At 67.4% G+C, this 17,045-nt stretch carries 12 protein-coding genes; 5 read left to right on the top strand and 7 right to left on the bottom strand.

The genetic code is table 11. From position 1 onward, the window contains the following. Positions 1-61 precede the first annotated feature (61 nt). Positions 62-2,131, top strand: a complete 2,070-nt coding sequence (locus AC5P6H_RS08460) for an EAL domain-containing response regulator (protein ID WP_049441903.1) — start codon at positions 62-64, stop codon at positions 2,129-2,131. A 114-nt stretch (positions 2,132-2,245) separates the two neighbouring features. Here the strand turns inward: AC5P6H_RS08460 and fabV are convergent, their stop codons facing one another. From fabV to queA, 6 genes are all read right to left on the bottom strand, one after another. Then, positions 2,246-3,505, bottom strand: a complete 1,260-nt coding sequence (fabV, locus tag AC5P6H_RS08465) for an enoyl-ACP reductase FabV (protein WP_495202518.1) — start codon at positions 3,503-3,505, stop codon at positions 2,246-2,248. Between the two features lie 728 nt (positions 3,506-4,233). After that, positions 4,234-5,214, bottom strand: coding sequence for a protein translocase subunit SecF (secF, locus tag AC5P6H_RS08470; RefSeq protein ID WP_014646828.1), 981 nt, complete (start codon positions 5,212-5,214; stop codon positions 4,234-4,236). Positions 5,215-5,230: 16 nt separating this feature from the next. Continuing rightward, entirely contained in the window at positions 5,231-7,087 is a 1,857-nt protein-coding gene (gene secD / locus AC5P6H_RS08475) for a protein translocase subunit SecD (protein ID WP_075077178.1), read from the bottom strand. Between the two features lie 61 nt (positions 7,088-7,148). After that, positions 7,149-7,493: a preprotein translocase subunit YajC gene (gene yajC / locus AC5P6H_RS08480; protein ID WP_495202519.1), complete on the bottom strand. Its 345-nt coding sequence runs from the start codon at positions 7,491-7,493 to the stop codon at positions 7,149-7,151. A 133-nt stretch (positions 7,494-7,626) separates the two neighbouring features. After that, entirely contained in the window at positions 7,627-8,757 is a 1,131-nt protein-coding gene (gene tgt, locus AC5P6H_RS08485; RefSeq protein ID WP_014646826.1) for a tRNA guanosine(34) transglycosylase Tgt, read from the bottom strand. Positions 8,758-8,855: 98 nt separating this feature from the next. Next, complete coding sequence (gene queA, locus AC5P6H_RS08490; RefSeq protein ID WP_014646825.1) at positions 8,856-9,923, bottom strand: tRNA preQ1(34) S-adenosylmethionine ribosyltransferase-isomerase QueA; 1,068 nt, start codon at positions 9,921-9,923, stop codon at positions 8,856-8,858. A 209-nt stretch (positions 9,924-10,132) separates the two neighbouring features. Here queA and AC5P6H_RS08495 point away from each other — a divergent pair, with 209 nt between their 5' ends. Both AC5P6H_RS08495 and AC5P6H_RS08500 read left to right on the top strand, forming a co-directional pair. Beyond that, the gene (locus AC5P6H_RS08495) at positions 10,133-11,629 is read left to right on the top strand and encodes an aminotransferase class III-fold pyridoxal phosphate-dependent enzyme (protein WP_495202520.1); all 1,497 of its coding nucleotides are present in this window, start codon (positions 10,133-10,135) and stop codon (positions 11,627-11,629) included. Positions 11,630-11,822: 193 nt separating this feature from the next. Continuing rightward, a complete protein-coding gene (locus AC5P6H_RS08500) occupies positions 11,823-12,416 on the top strand; it encodes an LOG family protein (protein ID WP_014036864.1) in 594 nt (197 codons plus the stop codon). 19 nt (positions 12,417-12,435) lie between these two features. On the opposite strand, the gene AC5P6H_RS08505 is transcribed toward AC5P6H_RS08500, so the two are convergent. Continuing rightward, positions 12,436-15,276, bottom strand: a complete 2,841-nt coding sequence (locus AC5P6H_RS08505) for a bifunctional diguanylate cyclase/phosphodiesterase (RefSeq protein ID WP_495202521.1) — start codon at positions 15,274-15,276, stop codon at positions 12,436-12,438. 247 nt (positions 15,277-15,523) lie between these two features. On the opposite strand from AC5P6H_RS08505, the gene AC5P6H_RS08510 reads away from it, so the two are divergent. Further along, positions 15,524-16,042: an RNA polymerase sigma factor gene (locus AC5P6H_RS08510; RefSeq protein WP_229653773.1), complete on the top strand. Its 519-nt coding sequence runs from the start codon at positions 15,524-15,526 to the stop codon at positions 16,040-16,042. Then, entirely contained in the window at positions 16,039-17,037 is a 999-nt protein-coding gene (locus AC5P6H_RS08515) for a hypothetical protein (RefSeq protein WP_495202522.1), read from the top strand. Before AC5P6H_RS08510 ends, AC5P6H_RS08515 begins: the two co-directional genes overlap by 4 nt. Positions 17,038-17,045 lie beyond the last annotated feature (8 nt).

Here is a 17,045-nt window from a genome sequence, read left to right on the forward strand (position 1 = left end):
TGCGCGCATGGACGGTTCGCCGCGCATCGTGTATCTAGATTCGCAGATTGGGGAGCAGTGCATGCAGAACGCGAACGACATCACCATCCGCCTGCTGATCGTCGATGACAGCGGCGAGAATGCCGAAGCCATCGTCAGCACCCTGCGCAACAGCGGCATCGCGGTACGCCCGTGGCGCCCGCAGGATGCGGCCGAGCTGGCCCAGGTGCTGGCCAGCCAGGCCATCGACCTGGTGCTGGCCTCGCCTTCGCAGGGCATCCCGCTGCAGCTGGCGGCCCAGCACATCGCCGCCAGCGGCAAGGACATCCCGCTGGTGCTGCTGGCCGAGCGCATCGACGAGGACGAACTGGTGCAGGCCAGCAGCCATGGCATCCGCGCCCTCGCCCTGCGCCAGCGCCCCGAGCATCTGCTCGCCGTGGTCCGCGACCAGTGGGTCGACCTGCAGGCGCGTCGCGGCCTGCGCCGGATCGAGGCGCAGATGCGCGAGACCGAGCGCCGCTGCGACGCGCTGATCGCCTCCTCGCGCGACCCCATCGCCTATGTGCATGAAGGCATGCACATCCGCGCCAACGACGCCTATCTGGAGATGTTCGGCTACGATCATTTCGAGGACATCGAAGGCATTTCGCTGCTGGACATGGTCGCCGCCCAGCACGTGGAGGGCTTCAAACAGCTGCTCAAAGGCCTCAGCCGTGGCGAGGCGCCGCCGCCGCAGTACCAGCTCGACGCGCGCCACGAGGACGGCAGTTCCTTCCCGGCGACGATGGAATTTGCCGCGGCCACCTACGAGGGCGAGTCCTGCCTGCAGGTGGTGCTCCGCCGCCGCATGGAGTTCGACCCCGAGCTGGCACGCGAGGTCGAGGACCTGCGCCAGCGCGACCAGGTCACCGGCCTGCTCAATCGCCCGACCTTCATGCTGCAGCTGGAAAGCGCGGTGGCCCAGGCCGGGCGCAGCGAGGGTCAGTTCGGCCTGCTGCTGATCGAGCCTGACCACTACGCGCGCCTGCTGCCGGATATCGGCCTGGCGTCGGCCGACATCCTGATCGGCGCTCTCGCCGCCCTGCTGGCCGAGGTGGTCGGCGAGGACGCGCAACTGGCCCGCTTCGGCGAACACAATTTCGCCGTGCTGCAGGCCGGGCCCTACGCGCAGACCGTGGCGCTGGCCGAGCGCATCCGCGAAGCCTATGCCGCACATGTCTTCAGCATCGGCGCACGCTCGGCCACGGTGACGGTCAGCATCGGTGGCGTGCAGGTGGGCGAGAAGATCGCCAGCATCGGCCAGGTGCTGGCGCGCGCCAGCGACTGCACCCAGGCCGCCGCCGAACTGGGCAACACCTGCCGCATCTTCGACCCGGCTGCCGCCGACCGTGTCGAGGAAGAACGCGTACAGCGCTGGGTTGCGCGCATCCGCGAGGCGCTGGCCGGCGACGGCTTCCAGCTGCACTACCAGCCGGTGCTGAACCTGCAGGGCGAGCCACTGGAGCTGTACGAGGCCTACCTGCGCCTGGAGAACAATGGCGAGCTGCTGAGCCCGACCGCGTTCCTGGGCATCGCCGAGGAACACGGCCTGCTGGCCGACATCAATCGCTGGGTGGTCTCGCAGGCCATCGCGGTGCTCGGCCAGCGGGCACGCGAAGGCAACGCCACCCAGGTGCTGGTGAAGGTGACGCCGGAATCGTTCGAGGACCCGCAGATGATCGCCACGCTGCGCCGCGAACTGCAGGCACAGGGCGTGCCCGGCGAACGGCTGTGGCTGCATGCGCCGGAAGCGAAGGTTTTCACCCACCTGCGCAGTGCGCAGCAGTTCCTAGCCGAAGTGGCGCCGCTGGGCTGCCGCATCGGCCTGGAGCAGTTCGGTTCGGGGCTGGATTCATTCCAGCTGCTGGCCCACTTCCAGCCGCAGTTCCTCAAGCTGGACCGGGGCTTCACCAGCGACCTGGCCGCCACGCGCGAGAACATCGACCGCATCAGCCAGATCACCGCGCGCGCACAGGAAGCGGGTATCCGCACCATTGCCGAGTTCGTCAGCGATGCCAACTCGATGACGCTGCTGTTCAGTGCCGGCGTGGATTACGTGCAGGGCGACTTCGTCGGCCCGGCGCTGCCGGAGATGGGCTTCGAGTTCGGGTGACGCCTCTCTGTAGAGCCGAGCCACGCTCGGCTGCGGGACTCAAGCGAAGAGCAGCCGAGCATGGCTCGGCTCTACACAAACGAGAAGGCCGGCGTTCGCCGGCCTTTTCGTTGATCAGGTCATGTCGACCAGATTTTCGATCTTCACGTCCGGATTGACGTCGGCCTCGTAATCCACGCCCTCCACGCCGAAGCCGAACAGGCGCAGGAAGTCGGCCTTGTAGCCGGCCAGATCGCTGATCTCGTACAGGTTCTCGTTGGTCACCTGCGGCCACAGCGCGACCACCCTGCCCTGCACATCTGCGGCCATTTCCTTGTAATCGGCGCGCAGGCGGCCTTCCTCGTCGATCAGCGCAACGGTGCGGCCATCGCCATCGACCAGGTCGTGGCGCAGGCGATCGATCGCCACGCCCTCGGCCTTGCCGCCGTAGAGGATGTCGTACAGCACGTCCAGCTGTTCGATGCAGCCTTCGTGGGTGCCCTTTTCCTTCATCACCTTGAACAGCAGCGACAGGTACAGCGGCATGGTCGGAATGGCCGAGCTGGCCTGGGTCACCACCGCCTTCAGCACCGATACGCGTGCATCGCCACCGATCTTGGCCAGCTTCTCGCGCAGGCCCAGCACCTTGGTGTCCAGGTCCTTCTTGGCCGCACCGATCGAGCCATTCCAGTAGATCGCCTGGGTGATCTCTTCGCCCACGTAGGTGAAGGCGGTGGTGGTGCAGCCGTTGGCCAGCACGCCGGCATCGGCGAGCGCGTCGACCCACATCTGCCAGTCTTCGCCGCCCATCACCGCGACGGTACCGGCGATCTCTTCCGGGGTAGCCGGCTGCAGGTGGGTCTCGGTCAGCACTTCCTTGTCGGTATCCAGGCCACGCAGGGTGATCGGCTCGCCGATCGGCTTCAGCGAGGAGCTGATGATCTCGCCGGTCTTCGGATGCTTGCGGCGCGGCGCCGCCAGGCTGTAGACAACCTGGTCGACCTGGCCGAGATCGGCCTTGATCATTTCGATGGTCTTCGCCTTCACTTCATCGGAGAAGGCATCGCCGTTGATGCTCTTGGCATACAGGCCGGCTTCGTCGGCGTACTTGTGGAACGCAGCCGAGTTGTACCAGCCCGCCGTGCCCGGCTTGGTCTCGCTGCCCGGCCGTTCGAAGAAGATGCCGAGGGTGGCGGCGCCACTGCCAAAGGCAGCGGTGATGCGCGCGGCCAGGCCGTAGCCGGTCGAGGCACCGATCACCAGCACCCGCTTGGGACCGTTCTGGATCGGTGGGCGCGCGCGGATGTAGTCGATCTGCTGCTTGACCGCGGCCTCGCAGCCGGTCGGGTGGGTGGTGACGCAGATGAAGCCGCGGACGCGCGGTTTGATGACCATGGATACCTCGGGTTGGCAGATGCGGCGCACGGGGCGCTCAGCAGGAATACGGGCGCGCGCCTGCGCGCGCGAACCGCAGGATCGTAGTGCGCGGGGGACGATTGCACAACCGACGCTGGCGTAGGGTGGGGTTTCTCTTTGCAGGGTTGCACCCTGCACACGCGGTAGTGCCGGCCGCTGGCCGGCAACCTCAACAGCAGCGTCAAAAGCGGGGTTCCTGTGGGTTGGCGGGGTGGATCCGGTTGCGGGGGGGCGCTGCAAGTACGTCCATGTAAGCTCGGTCGCCGCATCCATGCGGCTCACGCCCCGCAACCGGACCCACCCCGCCTTCGACAGATTTCCGCGACCTGTCGGGACAGCATTCTTCTCTGGTGGGTGTCGACCTTGGTCGACACGGTAGATCTGATTCCAGTTTGATTATCGATATCTGACAGATGTGTCGACCAAGGTCGACACCTACCAACAGCCGCAGGAATCTGTCAGAGGCGGGGCGGTGTCGGAGTGCGGGGTGTCAGCCGCATGGATGCGGCGACCGAGCCTACACGGACGTACTTGCGGCGTCCCCGCACTCCGACACCGTCCCGCCCAACCACGGAATGCACTCTGTTGCTGTTGCTGTTGCTGTTGCCGGCCAGCGGCCGGCACTACCGCAGGTGCAGGGCTGCAAGCCCTGCACACAAAAAACCCCGCTTGCGCGGGGTTCTCTGTGTGCCGCATGCAGCAGATGCTTACGGGCGACGGGCCAGGGCCTCGACGTCCTTCGCCTTCGGCAGCAGGTCCTGCTTGCTGACGCGCAGGAAGCCGATCGTCAGCATCGGCACCGCGACCAGGATCGAGGACAGCACCACGATCACCGCACCGATCATGTGCGTCTCGGCCAGGCCTTCCATCGACGCACCGCCGTACAGGTACAGGGCAAGCGCCGACAGGAAGAACATCACCGCGGTGATCACCGTACGCGACAGCGTCTGGTTGATCGAACGGTTCAGCACCTCCATCGAGTCCACGCGCAGGCTGCGGAAGTTCTCGCGGACGCGGTCGAACACCACGATGATGTCGTTGATCGCAAAGCCCATCACCGACAGCAGGCCGGCCAGCACGGTCAGGTCGAACTCACGGCCCAGCAGGGACACGTAGGCGACCGTCACGATCAGGTCGAACATCGCCACGATGCTGGCGGTGACCGCGAACTTCCATTCGAAGCGCACCGCGATGTAGATCAGGAAGCCGGCCAGCATGAAGATGGTGGCGTACAGGCCGTTCTTCGCCAGGTCCTTGCCGATCTGCGGGCCGACGAATGCGGTACTCATCACCGTGGCCTGGTTGTCGGCGCTGGACAGCACCTTCACCACGGCCGCGGCGGTGGCCTTGTCCTCGGCAGCGGCATCACCGGTGCCCGGCGCATGCTCGCCGTGCGGCGCCAGGCGGATCAGCAGGTCGGTATTGCCACCGACGCTCTGCACCTGGGCACCGTCGAAGCCGTTCTGCTCCAGCTTGGCGCGGACCTGCTCGACGTCCACGGCCTTCTCGAAACGCGTTTCGATCAGGGTGCCGCCGGTGAAGTCCAGTGCGTAGTTGAAGCCCTTGATGCCGATGATGGCGACCGAGGCCAGGAACACCACGATGGTGACTGCCATGGCGACATGGCGCCAGCGCATGAAGTCGATCTTGGTGTCGTTCGGGAGGATGTGCAGCGGAAACAGTTTCATTGTGCGTGTCGTCCCGTCAGATGGCCACGTTCTGGAGCTTCTTGCGACGGCCGTAGATCAGCGTCGCCAGCGCACGCGACACGGTGATCGCAGTGAACATGGAGGCGAAAATACCGATGATCATGGTCAGCGCGAAGCCCTTCAGCGGACCGGTACCGAATGCGAACAGCGCCACGCCGACGATCAGGCCGGTCAGGTTGGCGTCGAGGATGGTGCCCGAGGCACGCTCGTAACCGGTCACGATCGCGGTCTTGCCCGGCACGCCGGCGCGCAGTTCTTCACGGATACGCTCGTTGATCAGCACGTTGGCGTCCACCGACAGGCCCACCGACAACGCCAGGCCGGCGAAGCCCGGCAGGGTCATGGTGGCGCCGAACAGCGACATCACCGCCACCACGATCAGCAGGTTGAACAGCATCGCCGCCGAGGTGATCACACCGAACATGCGGTAGTAGATGCTGAAGAACACCAGGGTGAACAGGAACGCGAACACCACCGCGCGCATGCCGTTCTTGACGTTCTCGGCGCCCAGGCTCGGGCCGACCACGCGCTCTTCGACGAAGTCCATCGGCGCGGCCAGCGAGCCGGACTTCAGCAGCTTGGCCAGGTCCTCGGCTTCCTTCTTCTGCAGGCCGGTGGTCTGGAAGTTCTTGCCGAACACGCCGTTGATGTTGGCCACCGAGATCACTTCCTCGTTGACCTTGAAGCCACGCACTTCCTGGCCGTCGACGACGGTCACGGTCGGCACGCGTTCGGTGTAGACCACCGCCATCGGCTTGTTCACGTTGGCGCTGGTGAAGTCGAACATGCGCTGGCCGCCGACATTGTTCAGCGTCACGCTGACGGCCGGGGAGCCACTATTCGAATCGGTCACCGCCTGCGCGCCGACCATCTGGTCACCGGTGACGATCACGCGCTTGTTCAGCAGGATCGGGCCGCGGCCATCACGCTGCTGGTAGACCTTCGCTTCCGGCGGGATGCGGCCGGAATTGATGGCGTCCTGCGCATTGCCCTCGACCACCGCGCGGTACTCCAGGGTGGCGGTGGCGCCGATCATGCGCTTGGCTTCGGCGGTGTCCTGCACGCCCGGCAGCTGCACGACCACACGGTCGGCACCCTGGCGCTGGATGATCGGCTCGGCCACGCCGAGCTGGTTCACGCGGTTGCGCAGGGTGTTGATGTTCTGCTCGATGGCGCCGTTGGCGATCTGCGTGATCTCGGTCTCCGGCACGGTGACCGTAATGCGGTTGCCGCTGACGTCATAGCCGAGCGTCGGCTGTGCCTTGACCAGGGCGGCACGGGCACGCTGCGCGGCGTCGTCACCGGCGGACGGGCTCAGGTTGGCCACGATGCTGTTGTCCGCACGGCGCTCCACCGACTGGTAGGCGATGCGGGCGTCACGCAGGGTGCTGCGCACGTCTTCGGTGTAGGCATCCAGGCGCTTGTCGAGGGCGGCCTTCTGGTCGACCTGCAGCACGAAGTGCACGCCACCCTGAAGGTCCAGGCCGAGCACCATCGGGCGACCGCCCAGCCGGGCCAGCCAGTCCGGCACGGTCGAGGCCAGGTTCAGGGCCACCGTGTACTTCTCGCCGACGGTGTCGCGCAGGGCATCGCTGGCCGCAGACTGCGACTTCAGGTCCGGCAGACGGACGATCAGGCTTTCCCCTTCCTTTTCGGCACCGATGGCAGTGACCCCGGCCTTCTTCAGGTCGGCCAGCACACGGTCGCGCAGCGCATCGTCGATCTGCCCGCCACGGTTGGCGGTGATCTGGAGGGCCGGGTCCTTCTGGTAGATGTTGGGCAGCGCGTACAGCGCACTGAGCGCCAGTACGATCAGGATGACGACGTACTTCCAGCGTGGAAATTCGAGCATTGCTTGGGTCCCGCGCGGCGCCATCCCCGGCGCCGCGGTTGTGCTTCGGAAAGGGAGTGGCTTACTTGGCCGAATCCAGGGTGCCGGTCGGCAGCACGCTGCCGACAGCGCCCTTCTGCACGCGGATGCGCACGTTCTCGGCCACTTCGATGGTGATGAAGTTGTCGCCGATGTCGGTGACCTTGCCGGCGATGCCACCGTTGGTCAGCACTTCGTCGCCACGCTTGATCTTCTCCAGCATGGACTTGTGTTCCTTCTGCCGCTTCATCTGCGGGCGGATCATCAGGAAGTACATGATGGCGATCAGGACGATCGGGAACAGCAGCGTGGTCAGGCCCATGCCCTGCGGTTGGCCGCCGGCGGCCTGGGCGTGGGCGGCGGGAATCAGGAAAGCAAGCAGGTTCATCGTTGGTCCTTTGGTTGGGCGGCGCTCCCGTCCCTTCAGGGACGGGGGTGTCGACCGCGGATCTGGGTCAGCCTTGGAGTATGCCACGGCCCCGGGCGTTCGTCCTTGGGCCGTTTGGCAGGGGGCGTTCGGGTTACAGCGGCGGGGCCACCGCCCCGCGTGCCGCGTAGAAGGACTCACGGAAGGCCAGGAAGGTTCCCGCCTCGATCGCCGCGCGGATGTCGGCCATCAGCTTTTCGTAGTAGAACAGGTTGTGCAGGGTGCCCAGCATCGGCGCCAGCATCTCGTTGCAGCGGTCCAGGTGGCGCAGGTAGGAACGGGTGTAGCCGCCGGTGCAGGCCACGCAGCCACAACCCGGCTCGATCGGGTCCATGTCGCGCGCGTACTGGGAGTTGCGGATGCGGACGGTGCCGAACGAGGTGAAATAGTGGCCGTTGCGGGCGTTGCGGGTCGGCATCACGCAATCGAACATGTCCACGCCACGTGCGACACCCTCGACCAGGTCCTCCGGCCGGCCCACGCCCATCAGGTAGCGCGGGCGGTCGCCCGGCAGCTCCGGGTCCAGGTGGTCGAGCATGGCGTTGCGCTCGTGCTCCGGCTCGCCCACGGCCAGGCCGCCGATGGCGTAGCCGTCGAAGCCGATCGCCTGCAGGGCATCGGCCGAGCGGCTGCGCAGGTCGGTATGCACGCCGCCCTGGACGATGCCGAACAGGGCCGCGTCGTTGCCCAGTTCGTCATGCGCGTTGCGGCTGCGCTGCGCCCAGCGCAGGCTCAGCTCCATCGAACGGCGGGCAACGTCCTCGGTGGCCGGGTACGGGGTGCATTCGTCGAAGATCATCACGATGTCCGAATCGAGCACCTTCTGGATCTTCATGCTCTCCTCGGGACCGAGGAAGACCCGTGCGCCGTCGGTCGGCGAGGCGAAGGTCACGCCCTGCTCGGTGATCTTGCGGCGGTGCGCCAGCGAGAACACCTGGAAGCCGCCGGAGTCGGTCAGGATCGGGCCATCCCAGCGGCAGAAGCCGTGCAGGCCGCCGTGGTCGGCGATGATGTCCAGGCCCGGGCGCAGGTACAGGTGGAAGGTATTGCCGAGGATGATCTCGGCGCCCAGCGCGCGCACCTGGTCCGGCAGGATGCCCTTGACCGAGCCATAGGTCCCCACCGGCATGAAGGCCGGCGTTTCCACCGTGCCACGCGGGAAGGTCAGGCGGCCACGGCGGGCACGGCCGTCGCGGGTCTGGAGCTGGAACTGCAGTCGGGACATGGAGCGGTCATTGGGGCAAATAGTTGCCTATTGTCTCCCAAGAAGGCGTGCACACCAAGGTGCGCACCCACAGGGGGATCCTGCCCTCCCGGGGCGCGCTACCCCGCCTGCGGGAACAGCAGCATCGCGTCGCCGTAGCTGAAGAAGCGGTAGCGCTGCTCGATCGCGTGCTGGTAGGCCTCGAACACGCGCTCCTTGCCGGCAAACGCGGAGATCATCATCAGCAGCGTGCTTTCCGGCAGGTGGAAGTTGGTCACCATCGCGTCCACGCTGCGGATGCGGTAGCCGGGGGTGATGAAGATCTGCGTCTCGCCGGCGAACGGCAGCAGCTCGCCATCGCGCATCGCGCTTTCCAGCGCGCGCACCACGGTGGTGCCGACGCCGATCACGCGGCCGCCGGCGGCGCGCGTGCGCCGCACCTGCTGCACCAGTTCGGCACCGACATTCAGCCACTCGCGGTGCATCACGTGGTCCTTCAGGTCTTCGGCACGCACCGGCTGGAAGGTGCCCGCGCCCACGTGCAGGGTGACGTGGCCGAACTCCACGCCCTTTTCCTTCAGTGCGGCCAGCAACGGTTCGTCGAAATGCAGGCCCGCGGTCGGTGCCGCCACCGCGCCCACTTCACGCGCGAACACGGTCTGGTAGCGCTCGCGGTCGTCCACGCCCGGCTCGCGCTGGATGTACGGCGGCAGCGGCAGGCGGCCGGCATGCAGCAGCCACTGCTCCAGCGACTCGGGCACGTGGAACTGCAGCACGTAGAACTCGCCATCGCGGCCCAGCACCTCGGCTTCGCCACCGGCATCCAGCGCGATGCGGCTGCCGGCCTTCGGCGACTTGCTGGCGCCGACCTGGGCACGGGCCTGCTGGCCGCCGAGCAAGCGCTCGATCAGGATCTCCACGCGGCCGCCGCTGGCCTTCTGCCCGAACAGGCGCGCCGGGATCACCCGGGTGTCGTTGAACACCAGCAGGTCGCCCGGCTGCAGCAGCGACGGAAGGTCACGCACCTGCAGGTCGGTGAACGCGGCGGGGGCTTGCGGCACCAGCAGCAGGCGGCTGGCGGAACGCTCGGCCAGGGGCGCCTGCGCGATCAGTTCGGCCGGCAGGTCGTAGTTGAAATCGGACTTCTTCAAGGCAGTGGGCGGCAACAGGTCGACAATGGCGCGCATTGTACGTCCAGCGTCTGCGAGCCGGCGTGCTTCGCGGCGAACGTCGCGCAAAATGCTGCTATGCAGCAGGTTTTTGCGGGGTTATCGCGCAAAAAAACAAGTGCTAGCATCGAGTCGGAAGTCCGCTGCACGAGCCTGCCCCCAAGCGCGCGTTGACGCGCGTTTTGCTTTTGAAGGCCCGTGCGACCCATCGTTTCAGGAGATCTGCAATGAGCTTCATCGAACGCCTCGCCCCCCTGCGCACCCAGCCCGGCACCCGCCTCACCACCGGCCTGGACGACGCCACCCTGACCGCCCTGTCCGTCCGCCACCCGCAGCTGATCGCCGCAGTGGATGCCGCCGCCGAGGAGTTCGCGCGCGTGCAGGCCGACCTGGGGCCGCTGCTGGCGCGGGACGAACAGGCGCAGATCGACGCGATGCAGGACGGCTTCGTCAATTTCTACGCCGATGATGCAGTGACCCCGTACGTGGCGCTGGCCGCGCGTGGCCCCTGGGTGGTCACCCTGAAGGGCGCGGTGCTGTACGACGCCGGCGGCTACGGCATGCTCGGCTTCGGGCACACCCCGGATGCCGTGCTGGAGGCGATGGCACGCCCGCAGGTGATGGCCAACATCATGACCCCCAGCCTGTCGCAGCAGCGCTTCATCACGGCCCTGCGCGCCGAGATCGGCCACCGCCGTGGCGGCTGCCCGTTCGCGCGCTTCATGTGCCTGAATTCCGGCTCCGAGGCGGTGGGCCTGGCCGCGCGCATCGCCGACGTCAACGCCAAGCTGCAGACCGACCCGGGCGCGCGCCACGCCGGTGCCACGATCAAGCGCGTGGTGGTCAAGGGCAGCTTCCATGGCCGTACCGACCGCCCTGCCCTGTATTCCGATTCCAGCCGCAAGAGCTACATGCAGCACCTGGCCAGCTACCGCGGCGAGGATTCGGTGATCACCGTGGCGCCGTACGACGAGGCCGGCCTGCGCAATGTGTTCGAGGACGCCGCACGCAACCAGTGGTTCATCGAGGCGGTGTTCCTGGAACCGGTAATGGGCGAAGGCGACCCGGGCCGTTCGGTGCCGCCGGCGTTCTATGCCGTGGCCCGTGAGCTGACCCGTGCGCACGGCAGCCTGCTGCTGCTGGACTCGATCCAGGCTGGCCTGCGCGCGCATGGCGTGCTGTCGGTGGTCGATTACCCGGGCTTCGAAGGCCTGGATCCGCCGGACATGGAGACCTACTCCAAGGCGCTCAACGCCGCGCAGTACCCGCTGTCGGTGCTGGCGGTGACCGAGCACGCCGCGCAGCTGTACCGCAAGGGCATCTACGGCAACACCATGACCAGCAACCCACGCGCGCTGGACGTGGCCTGTGCCACCCTGGCGCAGCTGACCCCGCAGGTGCGTGCCAACATCGCCGAGCGCGGTGCCGAGGCCGTGCGCAAGCTGGAACAGCTCAAGAGCGAACTGGGTGGCCTGATCACCAAGGTGCAGGGCACCGGCCTGCTGTTCTCCTGCGAGCTGGCCCCGCAGTTCAAGTGCTACGGCGCCAATTCCACCGAGGAATGGCTGCGCCAGCACGGCATCAACGTGATCCACGGCGGCGAGAATTCGCTGCGCTTCACCCCGCACTTCGGCATGGACAGCGATGAGCTGGACCTGCTGGTCGGCATGGTGGGCCGCGCCCTGCGTGAAGGCCCGCGTCGCGAACAGGCGGCTGCCGCGTAAGCCTGCTTGGCGTTTGTAGAGTCGAGCCATGCTCGACTCAGCCTTTGCCGCGATCTGAACGAAGCGCAGCCGAGCGTGGCTCGGTTCTACAGAAGGCCTGTCAAGGCCTCATAATCCACCGACACCCCGTCCCTGACCGCCCTGCGGTTGGCGACGGGGCGTTTTCGTTTCCGGCCAAGAGACAGGAAGATCCATGAAATCGATCTGTGTGTACTGTGGTTCCAACGCTGGCAGCAAGCCGGCCTACACCGAACGCGCCATTGCCCTGGGTGATCGCATCGCCCGTGACGGCCTGCGCCTGGTGTATGGCGGCGGCAACGTCGGCCTGATGGGAACCGTGGCCAATGCCGTGCTCGCCGCCGGCGGGGAGGTGACCGGCGTGATCCCGCGCCAGCTGGCCGACTGGGAAGTGGCCCACCGCGGCCTGACCGAACTGGAGATCGTCGGTTCGATGCATGAGCGCAAGTCGCGCATGTTCGACCTCGCCGATGGCTTCGTCGCCCTGCCCGGCGGCTTCGGCACCATGGAAGAGATCTTCGAGATGCTGACCTGGCGCCAGCTGGGCATCGGCAACAAGCCATGCGCCTTCCTCGACGTGGAAGGCTTCTACGCCCCGCTGATCGGCATGATCGATCGCATGGTGGAAGAGCGCTTCCTGCATCCGGACCAGCGCCAGGACCTGTGGTACGGCTCGGACATCGAGGAAATGCTGGAGTGGATGCAGAACTATCAGCCGGCCCAGGCTTCCAAGTGGATCGACGAGAAGCGTCGCTCCGCCCTGCGCTGAGGCGACCCGGCGCGGTGGCTCAGGCCACCGCGCCGTCCCACGGCGCCGGGCGGCCCAGCAGGTAGCCCTGGCCGTAGTCGCAACCAAGTTCGCGCAGCGTCTGCCGCTGCGCTTCGGTCTCGATGCCTTCGCCGATGGTTTCGATGCCCAAGGTGCGGGCCAGTGACAGCACGCCCTCGACCAGCGCGCGCGTGCTCTGCACTTCCGGCCCATGCAGGCCGGCGATGAAGCTCTGGTCGATCTTCAACGTGCTGATCGGGAAGCGGTGCAGGTAGGACAGCGCCGAGAAGCCGGTACCGAAATCGTCCAGCTGCACCTGGATGCCACGCTCGCGCAGGCCCTGCAGGATGCGCAGCGTGTGCGGGCCATCATCCAGCAGCGCCACCTCGGTAATCTCCAGGCGCAGCCGGCGCGGGTCGGCACCGCATGCATCGAGCAGACCGAACAGGCGGCCACTGAACTCGGCCGAGCGGAAATGGCGTGGCGATACGTTCACCGAGACATAGCCGTGGCCGCCTTCGGCCAGTCCCACGATGACCTGTTCGTAGATCAGCCAGTCGACCTGCTCGATCAGGCCGCTTTCCTCGCCCAGCTCCAGGAACGCCCCGGGCAGCAACAGGCCACGACGCTCGTGGCGCCAGCGCAGCAAGGCCTCGTGCCCCACCACTTCGCCATCGGACAGGCGCACGATCGGCTGGTAGAACGGCACGAAGTCGCGGTTGTTGATCGCACGCCGCAGATCCGCTTCCAGGTCCAGGCTGCGCATCGCTTCTTCGCGCATGTCTTCGTCGAAGATCGCGCAGCGGTCATGACCCTGCGCCTTGGCCCGGTACATCGCCGCGTCTGCGTCGCGCAGCAGTTCTTCACCGGTCCGGTAGCGCGGGTTCCACAAGGCGATGCCCAGGCTGCCGGACGGGAACAGTTCGCGCCCGGCGATCCACATCGATTCCTGCAGTACCAGCAACAGGCGCTGGCCGAACTCCAGCGCCTGTGCCAGCCCCTGCGGACACTGCAGCAGCACCGCGAACTCATCGCCGCCCAGCCGCGCCACCACGTCATCGGTGCCGGCCATCGATACGATGCGCTTGGCCACCTCCACCAGCATGCGATCGCCGGCAGCGTGGCCGATGCTGTCGTTGACCAGCTTGAAGCGGTCCAGGTCGAGGAACAGCACGGCGAACACCGGCCCACCCTCGCGCTTGGCCAGCGCCAGCGCATCCTGCAGGCGATCAAGCAGGTGCAGGCGGTTGGGCAGGCCGGTCAGCGCATCGTGCATGGCCTGATGGGTCAGGCGCTGCTCGGCACGCAGGCGCTCGCCGATCTGCCCGAGCAGCTTCTCGTTGACCTCGGCCAGCTCGCGGGTACGTTCCTCCACGCGCTTTTCCAGCTCGGCATGCGCCGAACGCAGCTGCTGCTGGTCGCGCTGGCGCGCCAGCCCGGTTCCGATGTTCTGTGCAACGAAGGTCAACAAGCGCTGATCGTGCACGCTGAACGTGCTGTTCTCGCTGTAGCTCTGCACCACGATCGCGCCGACCACCTCGTCATCGCGAAGCAGCGGCACACCCAGCCAGCAATGCGAACGTGCGCCCGATTCGCGCACTTCACCGCTGGCCAGCAGTGCGTCGATCTGCTGCCGCGAAGCCAGCAACGGACGCCGGTTGCGCACCACGTACTCGGTCAGGCCGCGGCTGAACGGGCGTGGCGCACGGCTGGCGTTGTGCTCGTCCACCGAGTAGACGAAGTCCAGGCCGCTGCCGGCCCCGTTCACCAGCGCGATATAGAAATTGCGCGCGTCAAGCAGGCGCCCGACCACGCCATGCACCTGCCCGTAGAACTGGGCCAGGCTGTCGGCCGACATCGCCATCTCGGCGATGTTGTACAGCGCGGTCTGCAGCTGCTCTGCGCGGCGGCGCTCGGCCACTTCATCCTGCAGGCTGTGGTTGGCACGCTGCAGCTCCAGCGTGCGCCGCTCCACCTGCTGTTCCAGCCGGACCTGCGCCTGGCGCCGGTCCATCGCGGTCTGCACGTGCTGCGCGACAAAACCCAGCAGCGCCCGCTCGGCCTCGCCATAACGGGCCGCCAGCTCATAGCTCTGCACCACGATGGCGCCGCATACCCGGCCATCGCGCAGCATCGGCACGCCCAGCCAGTCCAGGCTCTCCGGTCCACGCTGCGGGTCGTGCTCCTGCTCGACCACGCGCGCCAGCAACTCGCGCGAGGGGCCGCTGAGCGGCTTGCCGTGGCGCAGCAACGCCACGGTCAGGCTGCGCGGCATCTCATCGGCGTCATGGCTCTGCGACGGATCGGCGACGAAGTCATCGACCTGGTCGGCGAAGTACAGGAAGCGGATCTGGTCGCGGACATCGTCGTACTCGACGATGTAGCAGTTTTCCGCGTACATCAGCGTGCCAAGCACGCCGTGCACGTGACGCAGCATCTCCGACATCTCGAGGTCGGCGCCAGCCAGATCGGCGATCTGGAACAGCGCCTGCTGCAGCCGTTCAGCTTCTTCCAGCGCCTTGATCTGCCCGGCCTGGCGACCGCGCTGCAGCGCCAGCTCCATGGCCTGCCGGGCCAGCCCCCACCACGCCGCTGAAGGCACGGCACCTTCGACCGACAACTGCAGGCGGGCACCGTCATATTCCCAGCCATGGCAACCGTTGCCCACGCCGGGCACCGTCAACGCGTCGGCCGCCGCGACAGCCGGCCAGCCGCCCTGTCCGCGGCCCAGCTGCGGGTCATCCCAGCCAACGCGGACCACGGCCGAGTCCGGCAGCAGCGCATGCAATGCGCGCACCAGCGCCGTGCTCAGCACGGCCTCGTGTGGTGGCTCTTCCGCCGGTTCAACGTGCGTGGACAAATGACAATCTCTCGGCGCCGTCTGTGCGTCGCCTCCCCTGAGCCGCCGAGCATAGCGCGCCACCCGGGGGGCAATGGAAGCCCGTAAACCCCGAATCGTGCGCCCGTACGTTTTTCCTCCTGCCCGTAGCCGCTTCCACGCCATGAACCTCGCCCTGCCCGCCCCCGTCACCGGCTATGCGCCACCGCCTGCAGGCCTTACCCTGTACGCCGTGGAAGCCAGCGCACTGCCAACCGATGAAGCCTTGATGCTGGCCTGGGCCGGTGGCGACCTGCGCGCGTTCGAAAGCCTGTATGCACGCCATCGCAAGCGCCTGTTCGGCTTCCTGCTGCGGCAACTGCGCGACAACGCGTTGGCCGAGGAGATCTTCCAGGATGTCTGGCAGCGGGTGATCAGCGCGCGCGCGGGCTGGCAGCCTGACGCTGCATTCAGCACCTGGCTGTTCCGCATCGCCCACAACCGCCTGAACGACCACTGGCGGGCCGCTCGCCATCGCCCTGCCGCACCGGCCGACGCCGACCTGCGCCTGGCCGCGATCGAGGACGGGCAGACCCCGGAAGCCGAGCTTTCCGAATTCGAACAACGTCGCCGCATCCAGCTGGCGATGGAGCAACTGCCGCCCGAGCAGCGCGAAGTGCTGCAGCTGCGGCTGGATCAGGAACTGAGCCTGGAGGAGATCGGCCAGATCACCGGCGTAGGCCGGGAAACCGTGAAATCGCGGCTGCGCTATGCGATGGACAAGCTGCGTGCGGGATTGAACGCATGAACCGAGACGAACCGCTGACGCCGGAAGAACGCGAGCTGGCGCGCCTGCTCGGCCGTCGCGTCGAACAGGCCCCGCCGGCCGCGCTGGACGCCACCATCCTGGCCGCGGCGCGCGCTGCCGTGCACGCACCGGCGGCCGATGCTGCTGTCTCCGCCGAGGCGCCGCGCAGGCAGCGCACACGTCCGCGTTGGCCGGCGGTGTTCGGCATCGCCGCCTCGATGGTGTTCGCCATCGGCATCGCCTGGCAGCTGCGCCCGGAACCGCCGCCGGTTCCGGCAGGCGAGGCCGCTGTTGCCGCGGCGCCCGCTGCGGCAGACGTCGCGGCCGCCGATCAGGCCGCTGGGAGCAGTCCAGCCGACAGCGCGGTTGCCGCATCGGAAACGGCCACCGAACCTGCAGCACCCGAGGCGGCCCCTGTTGCCGCTCCCCCGGCGCCGTCCGTCGCGCGGGTAGCCAAGCCTGCGCCGACCGAGACTGCTGAAGCTCCGGCCCAGGCTGCACGATCGATGGCAGCGGATGCGGCCGCCGATACGTCCTTTGCGGCGCTCCCGCCTGGTCTGGCCACCGCACCGGCAGCGGCACCGCCCGCGCCTCCCGCACCGGCTGCCTATTCGGCACCTGCACCGGCATTGGCGCCGGCCCCGGCAGGGGCGCTGAAAGCACGCACCGCCGAGGCGCCAGTGGCCAACGCTGCCGATGCAGAACGGGCGCAGGCACTGGATCGGGTAGAGATCACCTCGATGAAGCGGCAGGCCCCGAGCCGCTCCGCGCCCGGCGTCATGCGCCGCGGCGCCGACGCGCGGCTCAGTGCGGATGCCGTGCAGGCCGAGGTGGACGCCGATGCACAGCTGCCGCGACGGCAGTGGCTACAGAAGATCCGCGCGCGCCGCGATGACGGCCAGCGCGACCTGGCCCGCGCCAGCCTGGAGCGCTATGTGCAGCAGTATCCGGAAGCGCGCCTGCCGCGCGACCTGCGCCCGCTGCTGGACGACTGAAGCGGGCA

Source organism: Stenotrophomonas sp. YJH_SMC_110 (assembly GCF_059369255.1).